This is a genomic window from Croceibacterium sp. TMG7-5b_MA50, assembly GCF_039830145.1.
Taxonomy (GTDB): domain Bacteria; phylum Pseudomonadota; class Alphaproteobacteria; order Sphingomonadales; family Sphingomonadaceae; genus Croceibacterium.
Genome location: NZ_CP156082.1, coordinates 834,496 through 849,715, shown reverse-complemented (window position 1 = coordinate 849,715; position 15,220 = coordinate 834,496). Strand labels below are relative to the sequence as shown.

Genomic DNA, 15,220 nt, shown 5'->3' with positions numbered 1-15,220 from the left:
CCGACCGGCAGCCGCGCGCGCCCGGAGAATATATAATGGCAACACGCATGCTGATCGATGCGCGCCACCCGGAAGAAACGCGGGTGGCGGTGCTGCAGGGCAACCGCATTGAAGAATTCGATTTTGAATCTGCCGAACACAAGCAGATCAAGGGCAACATCTATCTCGCCAAGGTAACCCGCGTCGAACCGTCGCTGCAGGCAGCGTTCGTCGATTTCGGTGGCAACCGGCACGGTTTCCTCGCCTTCAGCGAGATTCATCCTGACTACTACCAGATTCCGCAGCAGGACCGCGAGGCGCTGATCGCGGCCGAGCAGGAGCAGGCTGACGAGGAAGCCGCCCTGCGTGCCGAGGAAGATGACGAGGACGGCGACGACGATTACCTCGCCGGCGAGGATGGCGTCGAAGAGATTGATACCGACGAGAAGGACGACGTCGCCACCATCGAGGATGGCCATGTCGATGACAGCGCCGAAGACGAGGATGGCGAGCAGGCCGATAGCGCGGCCTCTTCCCGCCCCCGCCGACAAGGCCGCCGCACCGGCTCGCGCGCCAAGGAGCTAGACGAGCTGAAGGCAAAGCGGATGGCATTGCGCCGCCGCTACAAGATCCAGGATGTAATTCAGCGGCGCCAGGTGCTGTTGGTGCAGGTCGTCAAGGAGGAACGCGGCAACAAGGGTGCCGCGCTCACCACGTATCTGTCGCTGGCCGGCCGTTACTGTGTGCTGATGCCCAATTCCAGCCATGGCGGCGGAATCAGCCGCAAGATCAGCAGCGGTGCCGATCGCAAGCGGCTGAAGCAGATCGTTTCCGAACTCAGCCTGCCTCGCTCCATGGGTCTGATTGTCCGCACCGCCGGGCTGCAGCGCACCAAGACGGAGATCAAGCGCGACTTCGATTACCTCGCCCGTTTGTGGGACGAGATCCGCGAAACGACGATGGCCAGCAGCGCACCCGCGCTGATCCATTCGGACAGCGACCTTATCAAGCGTGCGATCCGCGACATCTACAATCGTGAGATCGAGGAGGTCGTGGTCGAGGGTGAGGAAGGCTTCCGCTCCGCACGCGCCTTCATGAAGCTGCTGATGCCAAGCCACGTGAAGCGAGTGAAGGCCTATTCCGATCCGGTGCCGCTGTTCCAGCGCTATGGTGCTGAAGATCAGCTGTCCGCCATGTATGATCCGATGGTGCAGCTGAAGAGCGGCGGCTACCTGGTCATCAACCCGACCGAAGCACTGGTTTCGATCGACATCAACTCCGGCCGCTCCACCAAGGAGCACGGGATCGAGCAAACCGCCGTCGCCACCAATTTGGAGGCCGCGCGCGAGATCGCCCGCCAGCTGCGCCTGCGCGACATGGCCGGTCTGGTCGTGATCGACTTCATCGACATGGAATATTCCAGCAACATCCGGAAGGTCGAAAAGGCCATGAAGGATGCGCTGAAGAACGACCGTGCGCGCATCCAGGTGGGCCGCATCTCCGGCTTCGGCCTTATGGAAATGAGTCGGCAGCGGCTGCGCACCGGTGTGCTGGAAGCGACGACGCGTTCCTGCCCGCATTGCGACGGTACGGGCCTGGTACGGACCGCCAGCAGCGCGGGCCTGTCCGCCCTGCGCATGATCGAGGACGAGGCGGCGAAGGGTCGCGGCACTGTGATCTCCCTGTTCGCCTCCACCGAGGCAACGATCTACCTGCTCAACGTCAAGCGCGCCGACCTGGCGGAGATCGAAAGCCGTTATGGCGTGCGCGTAGAAGTTCTGCCGGAAGGCGAGGAAGAGGGCGCCAAGATGCGCGCCGTCAGCAGCGGCCCACGCCCTGTCGCTCCTCCCCGCTTCGACCCGATCGTCGACGAGATCGAATTCGACGACGAGCCGGAGGAAATCGAGGACGAGGAAGAAGAGGACTTCGAAGCCGAGGAGCAGACCTCTGACCCTGCAAGGCAGGGCGATAGCGACGAAGATGGAGACGGCCGCAAGAAGCGTCGTCGGCGTCGTCGGGGCGGTCGCAACCGCAACAAGCGCCAGGGTGACGAGGGCGAGAGCGATGTCGCCAGCACCGATGGGGCCGAAGATGACAGCGACGTCGCCGATGACGAGGCTGACGAGGCTGAAACGCGCGGCGACACGTCCGTCGAGGCTGCGGAAGGCGAGGGTGCGCCACGCAAGCGGCGCCGGCGCGGCGGTCGCCGCCGGCGGCGCGAGGGTGACGCCGGTGAGATGTCGGTCGAAACTGCCAGCGACACGGATGAGACGCCCGAAGCCGAGCTTGCGGAAGAGGCTCCGCTGGTGGACGCCGCCGACGCCGCCCCGGCGGTCGATCCTAGTGCGATCGAGGACGAGGTAGAGCCTACTCCGGCGAAGCCCAAGCGCACTCGCCGCAAGAAGGTCGAGGAGCCTGCCGAAGCATCGGCCGAGCCGGCGCCGGAGCCGGTGGAGGAAGCGCCGGCCAAGCCGAAGCGTACCCGCCGCAAGAAGGTGGAGGAGCCCGCCGAAGCATCGGTCGAGCCTGCGCCGGAGCCGCTGGAGGAAGCGCCGGCCAAGCCGAAGCGTACTCGCCGCAAGAAGGTGGAGACGACCGAGGTCGAGGCTCCCGCCGAGCTGGTGGAAGCGGCCGTCGCTGAACCTGAAGCCGAGCCGGAGCCTGCCGAGGCGGGCGCTGGCGATGCGACTGCCGGCGCATCGCCGCGGCGCGGATGGTGGCAGCGCACCTTCGGAGCCTGAACGTCTTGATGGGCCGGCTTGCCAATCGTGTGAGCCGGCCCCCTGCCCTGATCCGATCAAGGCCCTGCTGGGCTCCGATCGCGCTGCTTGCCTTCGGCAGCTTGGCCGTCAGCCTTCCCGCTCACGCCCAAGGGCTGGACGAACTGATTACCCTGGATGCTCGTGCCGGGATGGTGGCGGAACGGCTACTTTCGGCGAATAGTCCGCTATGCCGCAGCCATGCGCCACTGACGGGGATGGTCCTGCACAGCCGGGACCAGTACAAAGGCGACTGGGCAGACCGTTTGTTTGTCGCCGGTCCTTTGGCGGTTGCAACGGTACTGCCCGGCTCGCCTGCTGCGGAAGCCGGGGTGCAACCCGGTGACACCATCATCTCCATTGGTGGTGAGATCCCGGTCACTGACGGCGGAACTTTGCGGGAAGCGGGTGTGGCGCTGCTCGCCGCGCGATGGCAACCAGGCACGCCGCTAAGCGTGCAGGTGAGCCGGAGCGGAACCGCCCATCAGGCCGGACTGTATCCGGTAGCCGGCTGCGATGTTACAGTCGAGGTCACGACTGACGACGGCATGGCAGCGCGAACCGACGGGCAGATCATCCAGCTAGGTCATCGCCTGGTACAGGCCGCAAGCGACAGCGACCTGGCCGTGATCCTTGCGCACGAGCTCGGGCATGTCATCCTGCGCCATCGTGAGCGGCTGCATGCCGCACACGGGGGAGACAAGGCTCCGCAGAAATACCGCCGACATGCAGAGGAAGAAGCAGACCGGCTGTCGCCCTATCTCGTGGCGAATAGCGGGCTGAATCCGGCCCTGGTGCCGGATTTCTGGCGCAGTCCACTCGGTCGACGCGTCAACCGCGGCCTCCTGCGTGACCGCGCTTACCCGCCGACTTCCGAACGAGTGCGCCAGACCCAAGTTGAAGCGACCGCCCTTGCCGCCGGCCGCTTGCCGGTCCCGCCGGACCTACTGGCCAGCCGGGACCAGGCGATCATCACCGATGATTAGAGCGTGCTGACTGGCGCTGCCGAAATGTCGATGTAGCTGCGATCGTAGTAGGTTAGCGGCGCACCATTCTGCCGGTGCCAGGCCTCGACCAGTTCCCCCACCACGATCGTGTGCGTGCCGAAGGTATGGCAATCGACACGGCGGCACAGCATCGCCGACTGTGCGCCCAGCAGTACGGGCGCACCGTGATCGATGGACCAATCCCCGACAGAAAATCGTTCAGCCCCCCGTGCTTCGGCGAAGCGTTCCGCCACGTCACGGTTGTCGAGCCCAAGCACATTCACGCCGAACAGCTCCGCCTGAGTGATCGGGGAGTGCAGCGAGGCGGCCTGGTTGATGCAGACGAGCAGCGATGGGGGATCAAAGCTGAGCGAACTCACCGCCGTCGCCAGGATGCCGTGGCACTCGTGCGCATGGAGTGCAGTGATCGCGTGAACCGTCGATGCGATGTGGCGCATCGCCATGCGGAAGGTTTCGCGGATGGCAGGCTGATTCTCGCTCACAGGCAGTTAGATGGCGGTTGCGAACATGGGTGGCAAGACCCACCTGTGTGATCTCGATGTGATCGTAGGTTTGACGATCACATGCTGATGTGAGAAGGCAGCGCAATGAGCGACAATGTCATTAACCGAACTCGCCAGCTTGTTGCCAGTGGGCAAATGACCCGGGCCGGTCTGGCGAGGGCCGCAGGCCTGCACCCGAACACGTTGCGTGACTGCAATGACCCCGCCTGGAATCCCACGGCGGAGACACTGCGCAAGCTCGAGCAGTTCCTCGACGAGAATGACACGGATGATGCCGTCCTCGTAAGTATCGAGGAGATCATTGACGAAGCGCGCAACGGCCGCATGTTCATCCTGGTGGATGACGAGGATCGCGAGAACGAAGGCGATATCATCGTCCCTGCACAGATGGCTACGCCGGATGCCATCAACTTCATGGTGACTCACGGGCGCGGATTGGTGTGCCTCGCCCTTTCGCCGCAGCGCGTGGCTCAGTTGCAGCTGGAACCCATGAGCCGCAAGAACCGCAGCCGGATGGAGACCGCCTTCACCACCAGTATCGAGGCGCGGGAAGGTATCAGCACCGGCATCAGTGCCGCGGACCGTGCGCGCACGGTTGCCGTCGCCATCGATGCGACCAAGGGTGCGGAGGATGTCGTCAGCCCGGGTCACGTCTTCCCCTTGATCGCGCGGGAGGGCGGCGTTCTGGTCCGGGCGGGCCATACAGAGGCATCGGTGGACATCTCCCGCCTCGCCGGCCTCAATCCCAGCGCCGTGATCTGCGAGGTCCTGAACGAGGACGGCAGCATGTCCCGGCTGGACGATCTTATCGCCTTCGGGCGCAAGCACGGTCTCAAGATCGCCACCATTCGTGACCTCATCGCCTATCGCCGCAAGCACGACCATCTGGTGGAGCGGCGGAACGAAGCGATATTCACCAGCCGGTGGGGTGGCGAATGGCGAGCCATCAGCTTCTGGAACAAGGCCACGTGTGGCGAGACGCTGGCCTTGGTGAAGGGGCGCATCGATCCGGCTCAGCCAACTCTGGTACGCATGCATTCCATGTCTGTTTTCGACGACATCTTCGGTCAGGAGGGTGCCCGTTCCAGCCTGCTGGCCCAGGCCATGTGCGCCATCGGGGATGAAGGCAGCGGCGTGGTCGTGCTGATAAGCCGGCCAGGGCAGGATTTCGCCAGCCGAGCAATTCGCAATCTTGGCAGCGCGTCCCGCGATGTCGATGGCGCCCCGGTTGAACAGCGGGATTACGGGGTGGGTGCGCAGATCCTGACCGAACTGGGTGTCAGCGACATGGTCCTGCTCACCAACACCCGCCATTCGCTGGTCGGCCTGGAAGGCTACGGCCTTTCAATCGTCGGCGAACGACCCATCAAACAATCTGAGGACGATGCCTGATGGCCAGTTTCCTGATCGTCGAAGCGCGCTTCTACGCGCACCTGAACGACATGCTGATCGCCGGCGCCCGGACCGCGCTGGAGACCGCCGGCCATGACGTCGAGGTACTGACCGTGCCTGGCGCACTGGAGATCCCCGGCGCCATAGCCGCGGCAGTCGAGAGCGGCCAATATGACGGGTTTGTCGCGCTGGGCGTGGTCATCCGCGGCGAGACCTACCATTTCGACATCGTCGCCGGCGAGAGTGCACGTGCGATCATGGCGCTTACGCTGGACGGTGTGCCGATCGGCAACGGTATTCTGACCACGGAGAACGAGACGCAGGCGATTGTGCGCGCAGATCCTGCCCAGGCCAACAAGGGCGCCGGGGCGGCCGAGGCGGCGATGGCGTTGCTGGATATCCGCAATCGGTTTGCATGACGGGCACTTGTGCCGCCCTGCTCCGTTGTGCGCGGCATGACCGATCATCCGTGCCTTGCCGGGCTCCCGCTGGTTCTGGGCGGAAATGTATTTGGCTGGACCGCTGACGAGGCCGCCAGCTTTGCCGTTCTCGACCGCTTCTACGAAGGCGGCGGACGGATGATCGACACGGCGCAGGGCTATTCCGACTGGGTACCGGGGCATCAGGGCGGCGAAAGCGAGACGATGATCGGCCGCTGGTTGGCGAAGAGCGGCGTGCGTGCAGAGATGCGGATTGGCACCAAGACTGGCATGCATGGCGAGACAGGTGATCTGCGTCCCGAACGTGTCGCGGCCGAGCTAGACCGATCGCTGGAACGGCTCGGTACCGACTACATCGATTTGTATTATGCCCATCGGGACGACACCGCGACGCCACAGGACGAGGTAGCCGCCGGCTTCGATGCCTTGGTGGAGAGCGGCGTGGTGCGGGAAACCGGGGCTTCCAATTTTACTCTTGCCCGGCTGGCGTCACTCAATGAGGCCGCTCATCGGGCGGGCACGCGGCGGTTCACGGTGCTGCAGAACGAATACAATTTGGTTAGCCGTGACGAATATGGCGCCGACCTGCAGGCCTATTGCTTAACGCATGGCATCGCCATGCTGCCCTTCTATGGCCTTGCCTCCGGATTTCTGACCGGCAAGTACCGTGAGCGGAGCGATCTGGCGGGTCAGGCGCGTGGCGGCGGCATCGGGCCGCTGCTGGAGCGTGGGCGGCCGGTGCTCGACGCCATGGATGCAGTCGCGGCCGAGACGGGCGCCGCGCTTGGTTCGATCGCGCTCGCCTGGCTGGCGGCTCAGCCGGGTATCGCCGCACCGATCGCCAGTGCGCGTACGCCCGCGCAGCTCGACATCCAGTTCGAGGCGGCGACCCTGGAGCTCTCGCCCGACCAGCTCAGCCGCCTTACCGCGGCCGGTCTCTGACCAAGGAACAGCCTGATGAATGGGATACTGGAATGGGTCGCCGCTGGCGGCACCATGCTGGCCGCGGGTCTGATCGCCGCGGACCTTGGCCGGCGTGCGACCGGCTGGGGCTTCGTGCTGTTCTGTGCCGTGGCAATCTGCTGGATCGTGTCGGGCCTGACCAGCGATGCCCTGCCGATCGCGGCGATGAACAGCGTTCTGCTCGCCATCAATGCCTGGGGTGTCTGGCAGTATCTGCTCAGCCCCAAGAACCGGGCCAAGCTGGAAAAGATGGAAGAAATCGCCGGGCAGGCCGACGAGGAACTCGCCAAGGAAGCCGCCTGAAGACAATGGGCGCCATCCGGTCTCTGCCAGGCGGCGCCCACCACGAAATCAGGAGCTGATGCGACCGAAGCACCCGGTGCCGGCATAGGCTGCCGCGGCACCCAGTTCTTCCTCGATCCGGATGAGCTGATTATACTTGGCCAACCGGTCCGACCTGGCGAGCGAGCCCGTCTTGATCTGCCCGCAATTGGTGGCGACTGCCAGATCCGCGATGGTTGCATCCTCGGTCTCGCCTGACCGGTGGCTCATCACCGCGGTGTAGCCGGCGCGCTGTGCGATGCTGACCGCCTCCAGCGTTTCGGTCAGGGTGCCGATCTGGTTGACCTTCACCAGCAGCGAATTGGCAAGGCCCTGCCCGATTCCCATGCGCAGCCTTTCCGGGTTGGTCACGAACAGGTCGTCGCCAACCAACTGCACGCTGTTACCGATCTGATCGGTCAGCGCCTTCCAGCCGGCGAAGTCATCCTCCGCCATGCAATCCTCAACCGACTTGATCGGGTAAGCCGCGCACAGATCGGCGAGGTAAGAGGCCATCTCGTCAGGGGAGAGCGAGAGGCCCTCGCCCGAAATCTCGTACTTGCCGTCACGGAAGAACTCGGTGGCGGCGCAATCCAGTGCCAGCATCACGTCCTTGCCTGGCGTGAACCCAGCCGTGGTCACGGATTCCATGATGAAGTCGAGTGCCGCGCGCGTGCTGGCGAGGTTCGGCGCAAAGCCGCCCTCATCCCCCACGCTGGTGGCGAGACCCTTCTGATGCAGGCCCTTCTTCAGCGTGTGAAAAATTTCCGCACCCCAGCGCACCGCCTCCGCCAGGCTGGGCGCGCCGACGGGCATGACCATGAATTCCTGGAAGTCGATCGGGTTGTCGGCATGTTCGCCGCCATTGATAATGTTCATCATCGGCACCGGCAGCACGTGGGCCGACACGCCGCCGATATAAGAATAGAGCGGCAGACCACGGGCATTGGCCGCCGCCTTTGCGACCGCCAGACTGGTGCCCAGGATCGCGTTGGCGCCGATACGGCCCTTGTTCGCACTGCCGTCCAGTTCCAGCATGGCGAGATCGATGTCGCGCTGGTCTTCCGCATCAAGGCCGACGATCTGTTCCGCGATCTCGCCGTTTACAGCCTGCACTGCCTTGGTGACGCCTTTGCCGAGATAGCGCCCATTGTCGCCGTCACGCAGTTCCACCGCCTCATGCGCACCGGTGCTGGCACCTGAGGGTACCGCGGCCCGGCCGAAGCTGCCGTCATCGAGCAGCACATCGACTTCGACGGTGGGGTTGCCGCGACTGTCGAGGATCTCGCGGGCGTGAATGTCGATGATCGCGGTCATGGCGGCTCCGATGCTGGCGATGAAAGCTGGCCGGGCACGATTGTGCCCTCGCCAGCCTCCTATGCGGCGGAACTAAGCCGTGCAAGGCACGTTCGATTTCGCAACCATGGCTGCTTCATTGCAGCCGGTCATTGAAGAAGGGGACCAAGCATGGCCGACAACTTTGGCAACACGACCACGCCGGACATCCAGCCGATCACCGATGTGACCCCGGTTGCTCCCCCGGTTTCCACCGGCGCGTCGACCATGGCGGATACGCCCGCCATTGGGTCGAGCAACACTGCGGAGGCGAAGAGCCGTTTCAGTGCCGCCCTGGAAGAAGCCAAGGCAGGCGCCGCCGCGCTGGGAGCCGAGGCGAAGGAGCGCGCCACTACCTACAAGAGCCAGGCGACCACCAAGAGCCAGACCTACAAAAGCGATGCCACCGGCAAGGCGACTGACATCGCCTACGAAGGCAAGGCAAAGGCGAGCGAGGCGCTGACCAGCCTAAGCCGGTTGATCAACGATAATGCCGGTACTGTCGACGAGAAGCTGGGCGTCAAGTATGGTGATTACGCCCGTACGGCCGCCACCTCGATCGAGGACACCGCGGCCAAGCTGAACAGCAAGTCGCTGGACGAACTGGGCGAAGATGCCAAGGCTTTCGTGCGGACCAGCCCAGCCACTGCCATCAGCCTTGCGGCCCTTGCCGGCTACATGGTCGCGCGAATCCTGCGCAAGTAATCTCACATGGGATCAACGCCAGCGGCAGCCGCCCCGGGAGACCGGGGCGGTGATCTACCGCCTGCCACCAGTGACAGCCTGCCGAACGGCGCCGCCCCATTGGGTAGTGACGCACATGAGGAGCCTGATCGCTCATTGCTAAGTGATCTCGAGGCTGCCTGGACTGACGGCAAGACCTACGTCGCGGCGGAGCTTGCCTTTCAGAAGACGCGTGCTCGCTTCGCCACTGCGAAGCTCAAGACCGTCGTGGTCTTTGGCGCAGCTGCTTTGTTTGTCGTGGTGCTCGCTCTCATCGGTTTGACCGTAGGTAGTATCCTGAGCCTTGCCACGCTGATCGGCCCGCTGGCAGCCACGCTGGTCGTAGTCGCCCTGTTGTTGCTCGTGGCCTTTATTCTTGCGCGGAGAGCCTCCGCTAGCTGGGCTGCCGTCAGCAAGGCATTCGGCAGCGATGGAGATCAGGCATGAAGCCCATCGACGCACAGATGGCCGAAGATCTGGCTCTGCGAGATGCCGCCAAACGGCTGCTTGATGCCGACATCGCTTATATTCGAGAAGATGTGGCGCAACGCGGACCCGGTGCGCGGATCGCCTGCCGTATCGGCGACGCGGCCCTCGATACGTTCGACGATGCTACGGCATGGGGGAACGAGCATCGAAGTCTGCTGCTCGGGGTAGCGACGGTGGCGGTCGCTTGGTTTGCTCGCAAACCGCTGATGCATGGGGCCGAGTTCCTAGCTGAGAAGGCCGAAGACACCTTCGGCTAGGAACAGCGGTGCAACACAGGCCGTTCTCTGGCCAGTTGCCAACAACAAAGGACAAGAGAGATGAACGTCGTCAAGCGCAACGAGTTGAAGGACCAGATCGCCGCAGGCGAGGCCCGGCACCGCGCGCGAGAGGAAGCGACGCTGCTCGACCGTGCCGGCGAGCGTGCGATTGAGGCAAAGGACGGGTTGCAGCGCTTCGCGAAGGATCACCCGGTCGCCCTGGTCGCGGGCGGCCTGGCGCTGGGCGTGCTGGTCAGCGGATTGTTCCGCAATTCCCCAACCCGCCGCGCGGGACGCGCAGCCGCCGCGAAGACGTCCACGCTTTCAGCGGTCGGATCGCAACTGGCCGCGAGCTGGTTTGCGCAGGCGATGTCGGCGGCGGGCGAGGCGCGCCGCGCCGGCACAGACCATCTTGCCGACATTCGTGACGATCTTTCTGTCGCCGGCCGCAAGGCTCGTCGTGAAGCTGGGCACCTGACCCACGAGGCCGGGGCCAATGCCCGTGAGTTCAAGCGCGACGCGCTTCGTCTGGTAGGCCGCGCGCTCAGCAGCCGGACGCACTGACCGTTCCGTTCGCGGGTGGGGGCGCGAGGTTGCACTTTGCGCCCTGCACCGTATGGCTTGCCGGCGTAGACAAGGCATAACGGAAGGGTTCTGACGCATGAGCAAGCAATTGCTGCATCTGGTAATGGGCGGCCGGGTCAAAGACCCGCAGGGTGTAGATTTCGTCGATCCCTACTCCGTGCATGTCGTCGGCGTGTACCCTAGCTATGATGAAGCGGTCGAAGCATGGCGGGGACAGGCTCAGCGCACCGTGGATGATGCGGAGATGAAGTATGTCGTCGTCCATCTCCATCGCCTTTTGGAACCTGACCTGCCCAGTGCGTGATCAATAGCAGCAGGCGTAAGAAAAAGGCGGCGGCTCCCATCGGAGCCGCCGCCTTTTTTCTTTCTACTACAAGCGGTCAGATAAACTCGATCTTCTCGACCAGGTAGAAGCGATCGCCGCTTGGTACGGTGACCTCGACCTCCTCGCCCACTTGCTTGCCGATCAGTGCACGGCCAAGCGGAGAATCGTAGGAGATCCGACCCTGCTTGGCGTCCGCTTCGGTCTGGCCGACGATCTGGTAACGCTGCGGCTTCTCATCATCGTCGAGCACGGTAACAGTCGCGCCGAAGATGATGCGGTTGCCCGACAAGGTTGCCGGATCGATGATCTGTGCGCGAGTTACCTTGTCTTCCAGCTCGGCGATCTGCGCCTCGACCTGCCCCTGCCGCTCCTTCGCAGCGTGGTATTCGGCGTTCTCCGACAGATCGCCATGCGCGCGCGCTTCCTCGATCGCGTCCACGATACGGGGACGTTCCTGCCGGAGAGCCTTCAGATCGGCGGTGAGCTTCTCATAGCCCTCTGCCAGCATCGGCACTCTTTCCATAAACGGTCCCTGTCTTTCTATCTCTTGGCCAACCGCCAAGGTCAGCATTCCATCATCGCCGTGAACGGGCGATCAGCGCAAACGGATTGTCGGAAAATCGCGCTCAGCCATAATAGTCCTGCAGGGAACGCACTTCAAGCGCAGCCGCCGGTCCGGAGCCCACCGGAATAGAAGCAATCGCCCGTGCCGCCGCAGCACTTGCCGCCGCAGTGGTGTAGTACGGCACTCGCCGGTCGATGGCGCTGGCGCGGATGGACTGGCTGTCCTTGTGGCTCTGCCAACCTTCCGTGGTGTTGAAGATCAGGTCGATTTCCCCATCCACGATGCGATCGACGATGTGCCGGCGCCCTTCCGCCACCTTGTTGATGCGCGTCACCGGCACGCCGTTATCGGCCAGGAAGCTCTGCGTGCCACCAGTCGCCACCACATCGAAGCCCACGGCAGCCAGCGTGCGAACGGCCTCCAGAATGTACGGCTTGTCGCTGTCCTTGACCGACACGAACAGGCGACCGCTGGTCGGGAGCATGTTGCCGGCACCCAGCTGGCTCTTCAGGAAAGCGGTGGGGAAATCCCGGTCGATCCCCATGACCTCGCCCGTGCTTTTCATCTCGGGCGAGAGCACCGGATCGGCGCCGGGGAAGCGGCTGAACGGGAATACCGCTTCCTTCACCGCCATGTAGGGCAGGTCACGCCGGATTGCGGGGAAGTCGACCAACTTCTCGCCCGCCATGACTCGGGCGGCGATCTTCGCCACCGGCTGGCCGATCGCCTTGGCGACAAAGGGCACCGTCCGGCTGGCGCGTGGATTGACCTCGATCAGGTAGACGACGCCGTTCTTCACCGCGAACTGGACGTTCATCAGCCCACGGACGCCAAGTGCCAACGCCAGCTCGCGCGCCTGCCGCTCCATCTCCGCCACCGTCTCGGCCGGCAAGCTGTAGGGCGGCAGGGTGCAGGCGCTGTCGCCCGAATGGACGCCCGCCTCCTCGATATGCTGCATGACGCCGGCGATCACGACATTCTCGCCATCACACAGCACGTCCACATCGCATTCGATCGCGTCGCGCAGATACTGATCCACCAGCACCGGGCTGTCGCCGGACACGTTCACAGCCGTGGCGATGTAGTCATCCAGCTGCGCCTCGCTATCCACGATCTCCATCGCGCGGCCACCCAGGACGTAGGACGGGCGCAGCAGCACCGGGTAGCCGATGCGCGCCGCGGCGGCCGCCGCCTCGTCCCGGCTGCGAGCAAGGCCGTTGGCCGGTTGCAGCAGCTTCAGCTTGTTCACCAGCAGCGCAAAACGCTCCCGATCCTCCGCCAGATCGATCGCGTCTGGGCTGGTGCCCAAGATAGGGATGCCCGCCTTCTCCAGCGCGGCGGCGAGCTTCAGCGGTGTCTGCCCGCCGAACTGCACGATCACGCCCACCAGCGTGCCGGCGGTCAGTTCAACACGCAGGATCTCCAGCACGTCCTCTGCAGTCAGTGGCTCGAAATACAAGCGGTCGGACGTGTCGTAGTCGGTGCTCACCGTCTCCGGATTGCAGTTGACCATGATCGTCTCGTAGTCCGCCTCCGCCAGCGCGAAGCAAGCGTGGACGCAGCAATAGTCGAACTCGATGCCCTGCCCGATCCGGTTCGGCCCGCCGCCCAAAATGACGATCTTCTTGCGATCGCTCGGCGCGGCCTCGTTCTCCGGCTCGCCGAAGGTCGGCGCCTCGTAGGTGGAGTACATATAGGGCGTCACCGCCTCGAATTCGGCGGCGCAGCTGTCAATGCGCTTGAACACCGGCAGCACGCCCAGCTTCTGTCGGAGGGCACGGACCTCATCCTCGCTGGTGGCGCCGGCCATGGCGCGCAGCGTATCGTGCAGCAGCCCGCTGCGCTTCGCCTGCGTTTCCGCGAGGCCACCGGCCACGCCGATCGAACGAACCGCCAGCGTGGCCAGCCGCTTGTCCGAAAAGCCCATCGCCTTCAGCCGACGCAAGCCATCCGCGTCGTTGGGCAGGCCGTTCTGGCCGATCATCTGCTCCTCGTAGATGATCTCGCAGATGTGCCGCAGGAACCACTTGTCGTAATGAGTGATCGCGTGGACCTCGTCCACGGTGAAGCCCTCGCGGAAGGCCTGCCCCACCTGCAACAGCCGGTCAGGCGTCGCCCGGCTCAGCGCGGCGACGATCTCATCCCGTCCCGCGCCTTCCAGCTCCAGCACGCGGTTGAAGCCATCGAGTCCGGTTTCAAGGCCACGCAGCGCCTTCTGCAGCGATTCCTTGAAGTTGCGGCCGATCGCCATGACCTCGCCGACCGACTTCATCGCGGTGGAGAGGTCAGGCTTGGCGCCCTTGAACTTCTCGAACGCGAAGCGCGGGATCTTGGTGACGACGTAATCGATCGTCGGCTCGAACGCCGCCGGCGTGGCGCCGGTGATCTCGTTGGTGATCTCGTCCAGCGTGTAGCCAACCGCCAGCTTCGCCGCGACGCGCGCGATGGGGAAGCCGGTGGCCTTCGATGCCAACGCCGACGAGCGCGAGACGCGCGGGTTCATCTCGATCACAATCAGGCGGCCGTCACGTGGGTTCACCGCGAACTGCACGTTGCTGCCGCCCGTCTCCACGCCGATCTCGCGCAGCACCGCGATGCTGGCGCTGCGCATGATCTGGTATTCCTTGTCCGTCAGCGTCAGCGCCGGTGCGACGGTGATGGAATCGCCGGTGTGGACGCCCATGGGATCGACATTCTCGATGGAGCAGATGATGATGCAGTTGTCGTGCCGGTCGCGCACGACTTCCATCTCGTATTCCTTCCAGCCGAGCAGCGATTCCTCGATCAGGACCTCGGTCGTCGGGCTGGCATCGAGGCCGCTGCGCACGATCGCCTCGAACTCGCTGCGGTTGTAGGCGATGCCGCCGCCGGTGCCGCCCAGCGTGAAGGACGGGCGGATGATGGAGGGCAGGCCGGTGCGTTCCAGTACGGCGAACGCCTCGTCCAACGTATGCGCGGTGCCGCTGCGCGCGCTTTCCAGGCCGATCTTGTCCATCGCCTCGCGAAAACGCTGGCGGTTCTCCGCCTTGTCGATCGCGTCGGCATCGGCGCCGATCATCTGCACGCCAAACTTCTCCAGCGTGCCGTCCTCGTACAGCGCCAGCGCGCAGTTCAGCGCCGTCTGCCCGCCCATCGTGGGCAGCACCGCATCGGGCCGCTCCTTCTCGATGATCTTGGCAACGATCGCCGGTGTGATCGGCTCGACATAGGTGGCATCGGCCATGTCCGGATCGGTCATGATCGTCGCTGGATTGCTGTTCACCAGGATGACGCGATAACCCTCCTCACGCAGCGCCTTGATCGCCTGCGTGCCCGAATAGTCGAACTCGCACGCCTGGCCGATGATGATCGGGCCAGCGCCAATGACGAGGATGGAGGAGATGTCAGTGCGTTTAGGCATTTTTACTCGCTATCCGGTGCTGAATGAGCGGCACGGTCTTGGCTGGTGTGCATTTTGCTGCGAACGTCAGGGCCGACGAATTTACCCATCGTTTTGACGCCGTTCAAAGCACAAGCAGCTTTCTGGTAGTCTGCGTTGCGAGACATCGTTAACCGCCCTGAGATGGAAAGATAGTCG

At 64.2% G+C, this 15,220-nt stretch carries 15 protein-coding genes; 11 read left to right on the top strand and 4 right to left on the bottom strand.

The features are described 5' to 3' along the window. The first annotated feature begins 35 nt into the window (after positions 1-35). Both V5740_RS04220 and V5740_RS04215 read left to right on the top strand, forming a co-directional pair. Positions 36-2,720: an Rne/Rng family ribonuclease gene (locus tag V5740_RS04220; RefSeq protein ID WP_347303834.1), complete on the top strand. Its 2,685-nt coding sequence runs from the start codon at positions 36-38 to the stop codon at positions 2,718-2,720. 101 nt (positions 2,721-2,821) lie between these two features. Continuing rightward, entirely contained in the window at positions 2,822-3,724 is a 903-nt protein-coding gene (locus tag V5740_RS04215; RefSeq protein ID WP_347303833.1) for a M48 family metallopeptidase, read from the top strand. Here V5740_RS04215 and V5740_RS04210 read toward each other — a convergent pair. Beyond that, positions 3,721-4,227 (bottom strand): flavin reductase family protein, encoded by a 507-nt coding sequence (locus V5740_RS04210; RefSeq protein WP_347303832.1) that lies wholly within the window; start codon positions 4,225-4,227, stop codon positions 3,721-3,723. The two genes, V5740_RS04215 and V5740_RS04210, sit on opposite strands and share 4 nt — an antisense overlap. Before the next feature lie 105 nt (positions 4,228-4,332). On the opposite strand from V5740_RS04210, the gene ribB reads away from it, so the two are divergent. Genes ribB through V5740_RS04190 form a run of 4 tightly spaced genes read left to right on the top strand, consistent with a single transcriptional unit; the run spans position 4,333 to position 7,346 of the window. Further along, complete coding sequence (ribB, locus tag V5740_RS04205; protein WP_347303831.1) at positions 4,333-5,640, top strand: 3,4-dihydroxy-2-butanone-4-phosphate synthase; 1,308 nt, start codon at positions 4,333-4,335, stop codon at positions 5,638-5,640. Beyond that, positions 5,640-6,059 (top strand): 6,7-dimethyl-8-ribityllumazine synthase, encoded by a 420-nt coding sequence (gene ribH / locus V5740_RS04200; protein WP_347303830.1) that lies wholly within the window; start codon positions 5,640-5,642, stop codon positions 6,057-6,059. Before ribB ends, ribH begins: the two co-directional genes overlap by 1 nt. Before the next feature lie 36 nt (positions 6,060-6,095). Further along, the gene (locus V5740_RS04195; RefSeq protein WP_347303829.1) at positions 6,096-7,022 is read left to right on the top strand and encodes an aldo/keto reductase; all 927 of its coding nucleotides are present in this window, start codon (positions 6,096-6,098) and stop codon (positions 7,020-7,022) included. A gap of 15 nt (positions 7,023-7,037) precedes the next feature. After that, complete coding sequence (locus V5740_RS04190) at positions 7,038-7,346, top strand: hypothetical protein (RefSeq protein WP_347303828.1); 309 nt, start codon at positions 7,038-7,040, stop codon at positions 7,344-7,346. Between the two features lie 48 nt (positions 7,347-7,394). Here V5740_RS04190 and eno read toward each other — a convergent pair whose 3' ends face one another. Beyond that, entirely contained in the window at positions 7,395-8,681 is a 1,287-nt protein-coding gene (gene eno, locus V5740_RS04185) for a phosphopyruvate hydratase (RefSeq protein ID WP_347303827.1), read from the bottom strand. 150 nt (positions 8,682-8,831) lie between these two features. Here eno and V5740_RS04180 point away from each other — a divergent pair, with 150 nt between their 5' ends. The 5 genes from V5740_RS04180 to V5740_RS04160 all read left to right on the top strand — a co-directional run bounded on the left by V5740_RS04180 (position 8,832) and on the right by V5740_RS04160 (position 11,057). After that, positions 8,832-9,404, top strand: a complete 573-nt coding sequence (locus V5740_RS04180) for a hypothetical protein (RefSeq protein ID WP_347303826.1) — start codon at positions 8,832-8,834, stop codon at positions 9,402-9,404. A 135-nt stretch (positions 9,405-9,539) separates the two neighbouring features. Next, on the top strand, positions 9,540-9,869 hold the full coding sequence (locus V5740_RS04175) for a phage holin family protein (RefSeq protein WP_347303825.1): 330 nt from the start codon (positions 9,540-9,542) through the stop codon (positions 9,867-9,869). Next, positions 9,866-10,168: a hypothetical protein gene (locus tag V5740_RS04170; RefSeq protein ID WP_347303824.1), complete on the top strand. Its 303-nt coding sequence runs from the start codon at positions 9,866-9,868 to the stop codon at positions 10,166-10,168. Before V5740_RS04175 ends, V5740_RS04170 begins: the two co-directional genes overlap by 4 nt. Before the next feature lie 60 nt (positions 10,169-10,228). Then, complete coding sequence (locus V5740_RS04165; RefSeq protein WP_347303823.1) at positions 10,229-10,732, top strand: hypothetical protein; 504 nt, start codon at positions 10,229-10,231, stop codon at positions 10,730-10,732. Positions 10,733-10,829: 97 nt separating this feature from the next. After that, the gene (locus tag V5740_RS04160) at positions 10,830-11,057 is read left to right on the top strand and encodes a DUF4170 domain-containing protein (protein WP_347303822.1); all 228 of its coding nucleotides are present in this window, start codon (positions 10,830-10,832) and stop codon (positions 11,055-11,057) included. Positions 11,058-11,133: 76 nt separating this feature from the next. On the opposite strand, the gene greA is transcribed toward V5740_RS04160, so the two are convergent. Next, positions 11,134-11,601: a transcription elongation factor GreA gene (gene greA / locus V5740_RS04155; RefSeq protein ID WP_347304438.1), complete on the bottom strand. Its 468-nt coding sequence runs from the start codon at positions 11,599-11,601 to the stop codon at positions 11,134-11,136. A gap of 103 nt (positions 11,602-11,704) precedes the next feature. Continuing rightward, positions 11,705-15,043: a carbamoyl-phosphate synthase large subunit gene (gene carB, locus V5740_RS04150; protein ID WP_347303821.1), complete on the bottom strand. Its 3,339-nt coding sequence runs from the start codon at positions 15,041-15,043 to the stop codon at positions 11,705-11,707. Positions 15,044-15,220 lie beyond the last annotated feature (177 nt).

Excerpts from the sequence above, each read along its gene's own strand:
- V5740_RS04165 (WP_347303823.1), top strand. The coding sequence starts at position 10,229 with ATGAACGTCGTCAAGCGCAACGAGTTGAAGGACCAGATCGCCGCAGGC.
- V5740_RS04195 (WP_347303829.1), top strand. The coding sequence starts at position 6,096 with ATGACCGATCATCCGTGCCTTGCCGGGCTCCCGCTGGTTCTGGGCGGA.
- V5740_RS04170 (WP_347303824.1), top strand. The coding sequence starts at position 9,866 with ATGAAGCCCATCGACGCACAGATGGCCGAAGATCTGGCTCTGCGAGAT.
- ribH (WP_347303830.1), top strand. The coding sequence starts at position 5,640 with ATGGCCAGTTTCCTGATCGTCGAAGCGCGCTTCTACGCGCACCTGAAC.
- carB (WP_347303821.1), bottom strand. The coding sequence starts at position 15,043 with ATGCCTAAACGCACTGACATCTCCTCCATCCTCGTCATTGGCGCTGGC.
- V5740_RS04180 (WP_347303826.1), top strand. The coding sequence starts at position 8,832 with ATGGCCGACAACTTTGGCAACACGACCACGCCGGACATCCAGCCGATC.
- V5740_RS04190 (WP_347303828.1), top strand. The coding sequence starts at position 7,038 with ATGAATGGGATACTGGAATGGGTCGCCGCTGGCGGCACCATGCTGGCC.
- eno (WP_347303827.1), bottom strand. The coding sequence starts at position 8,681 with ATGACCGCGATCATCGACATTCACGCCCGCGAGATCCTCGACAGTCGC.
- V5740_RS04160 (WP_347303822.1), top strand. The coding sequence starts at position 10,830 with ATGAGCAAGCAATTGCTGCATCTGGTAATGGGCGGCCGGGTCAAAGAC.
- ribB (WP_347303831.1), top strand. The coding sequence starts at position 4,333 with ATGAGCGACAATGTCATTAACCGAACTCGCCAGCTTGTTGCCAGTGGG.
- V5740_RS04220 (WP_347303834.1), top strand. The coding sequence starts at position 36 with ATGGCAACACGCATGCTGATCGATGCGCGCCACCCGGAAGAAACGCGG.
- greA (WP_347304438.1), bottom strand. The coding sequence starts at position 11,601 with ATGGAAAGAGTGCCGATGCTGGCAGAGGGCTATGAGAAGCTCACCGCC.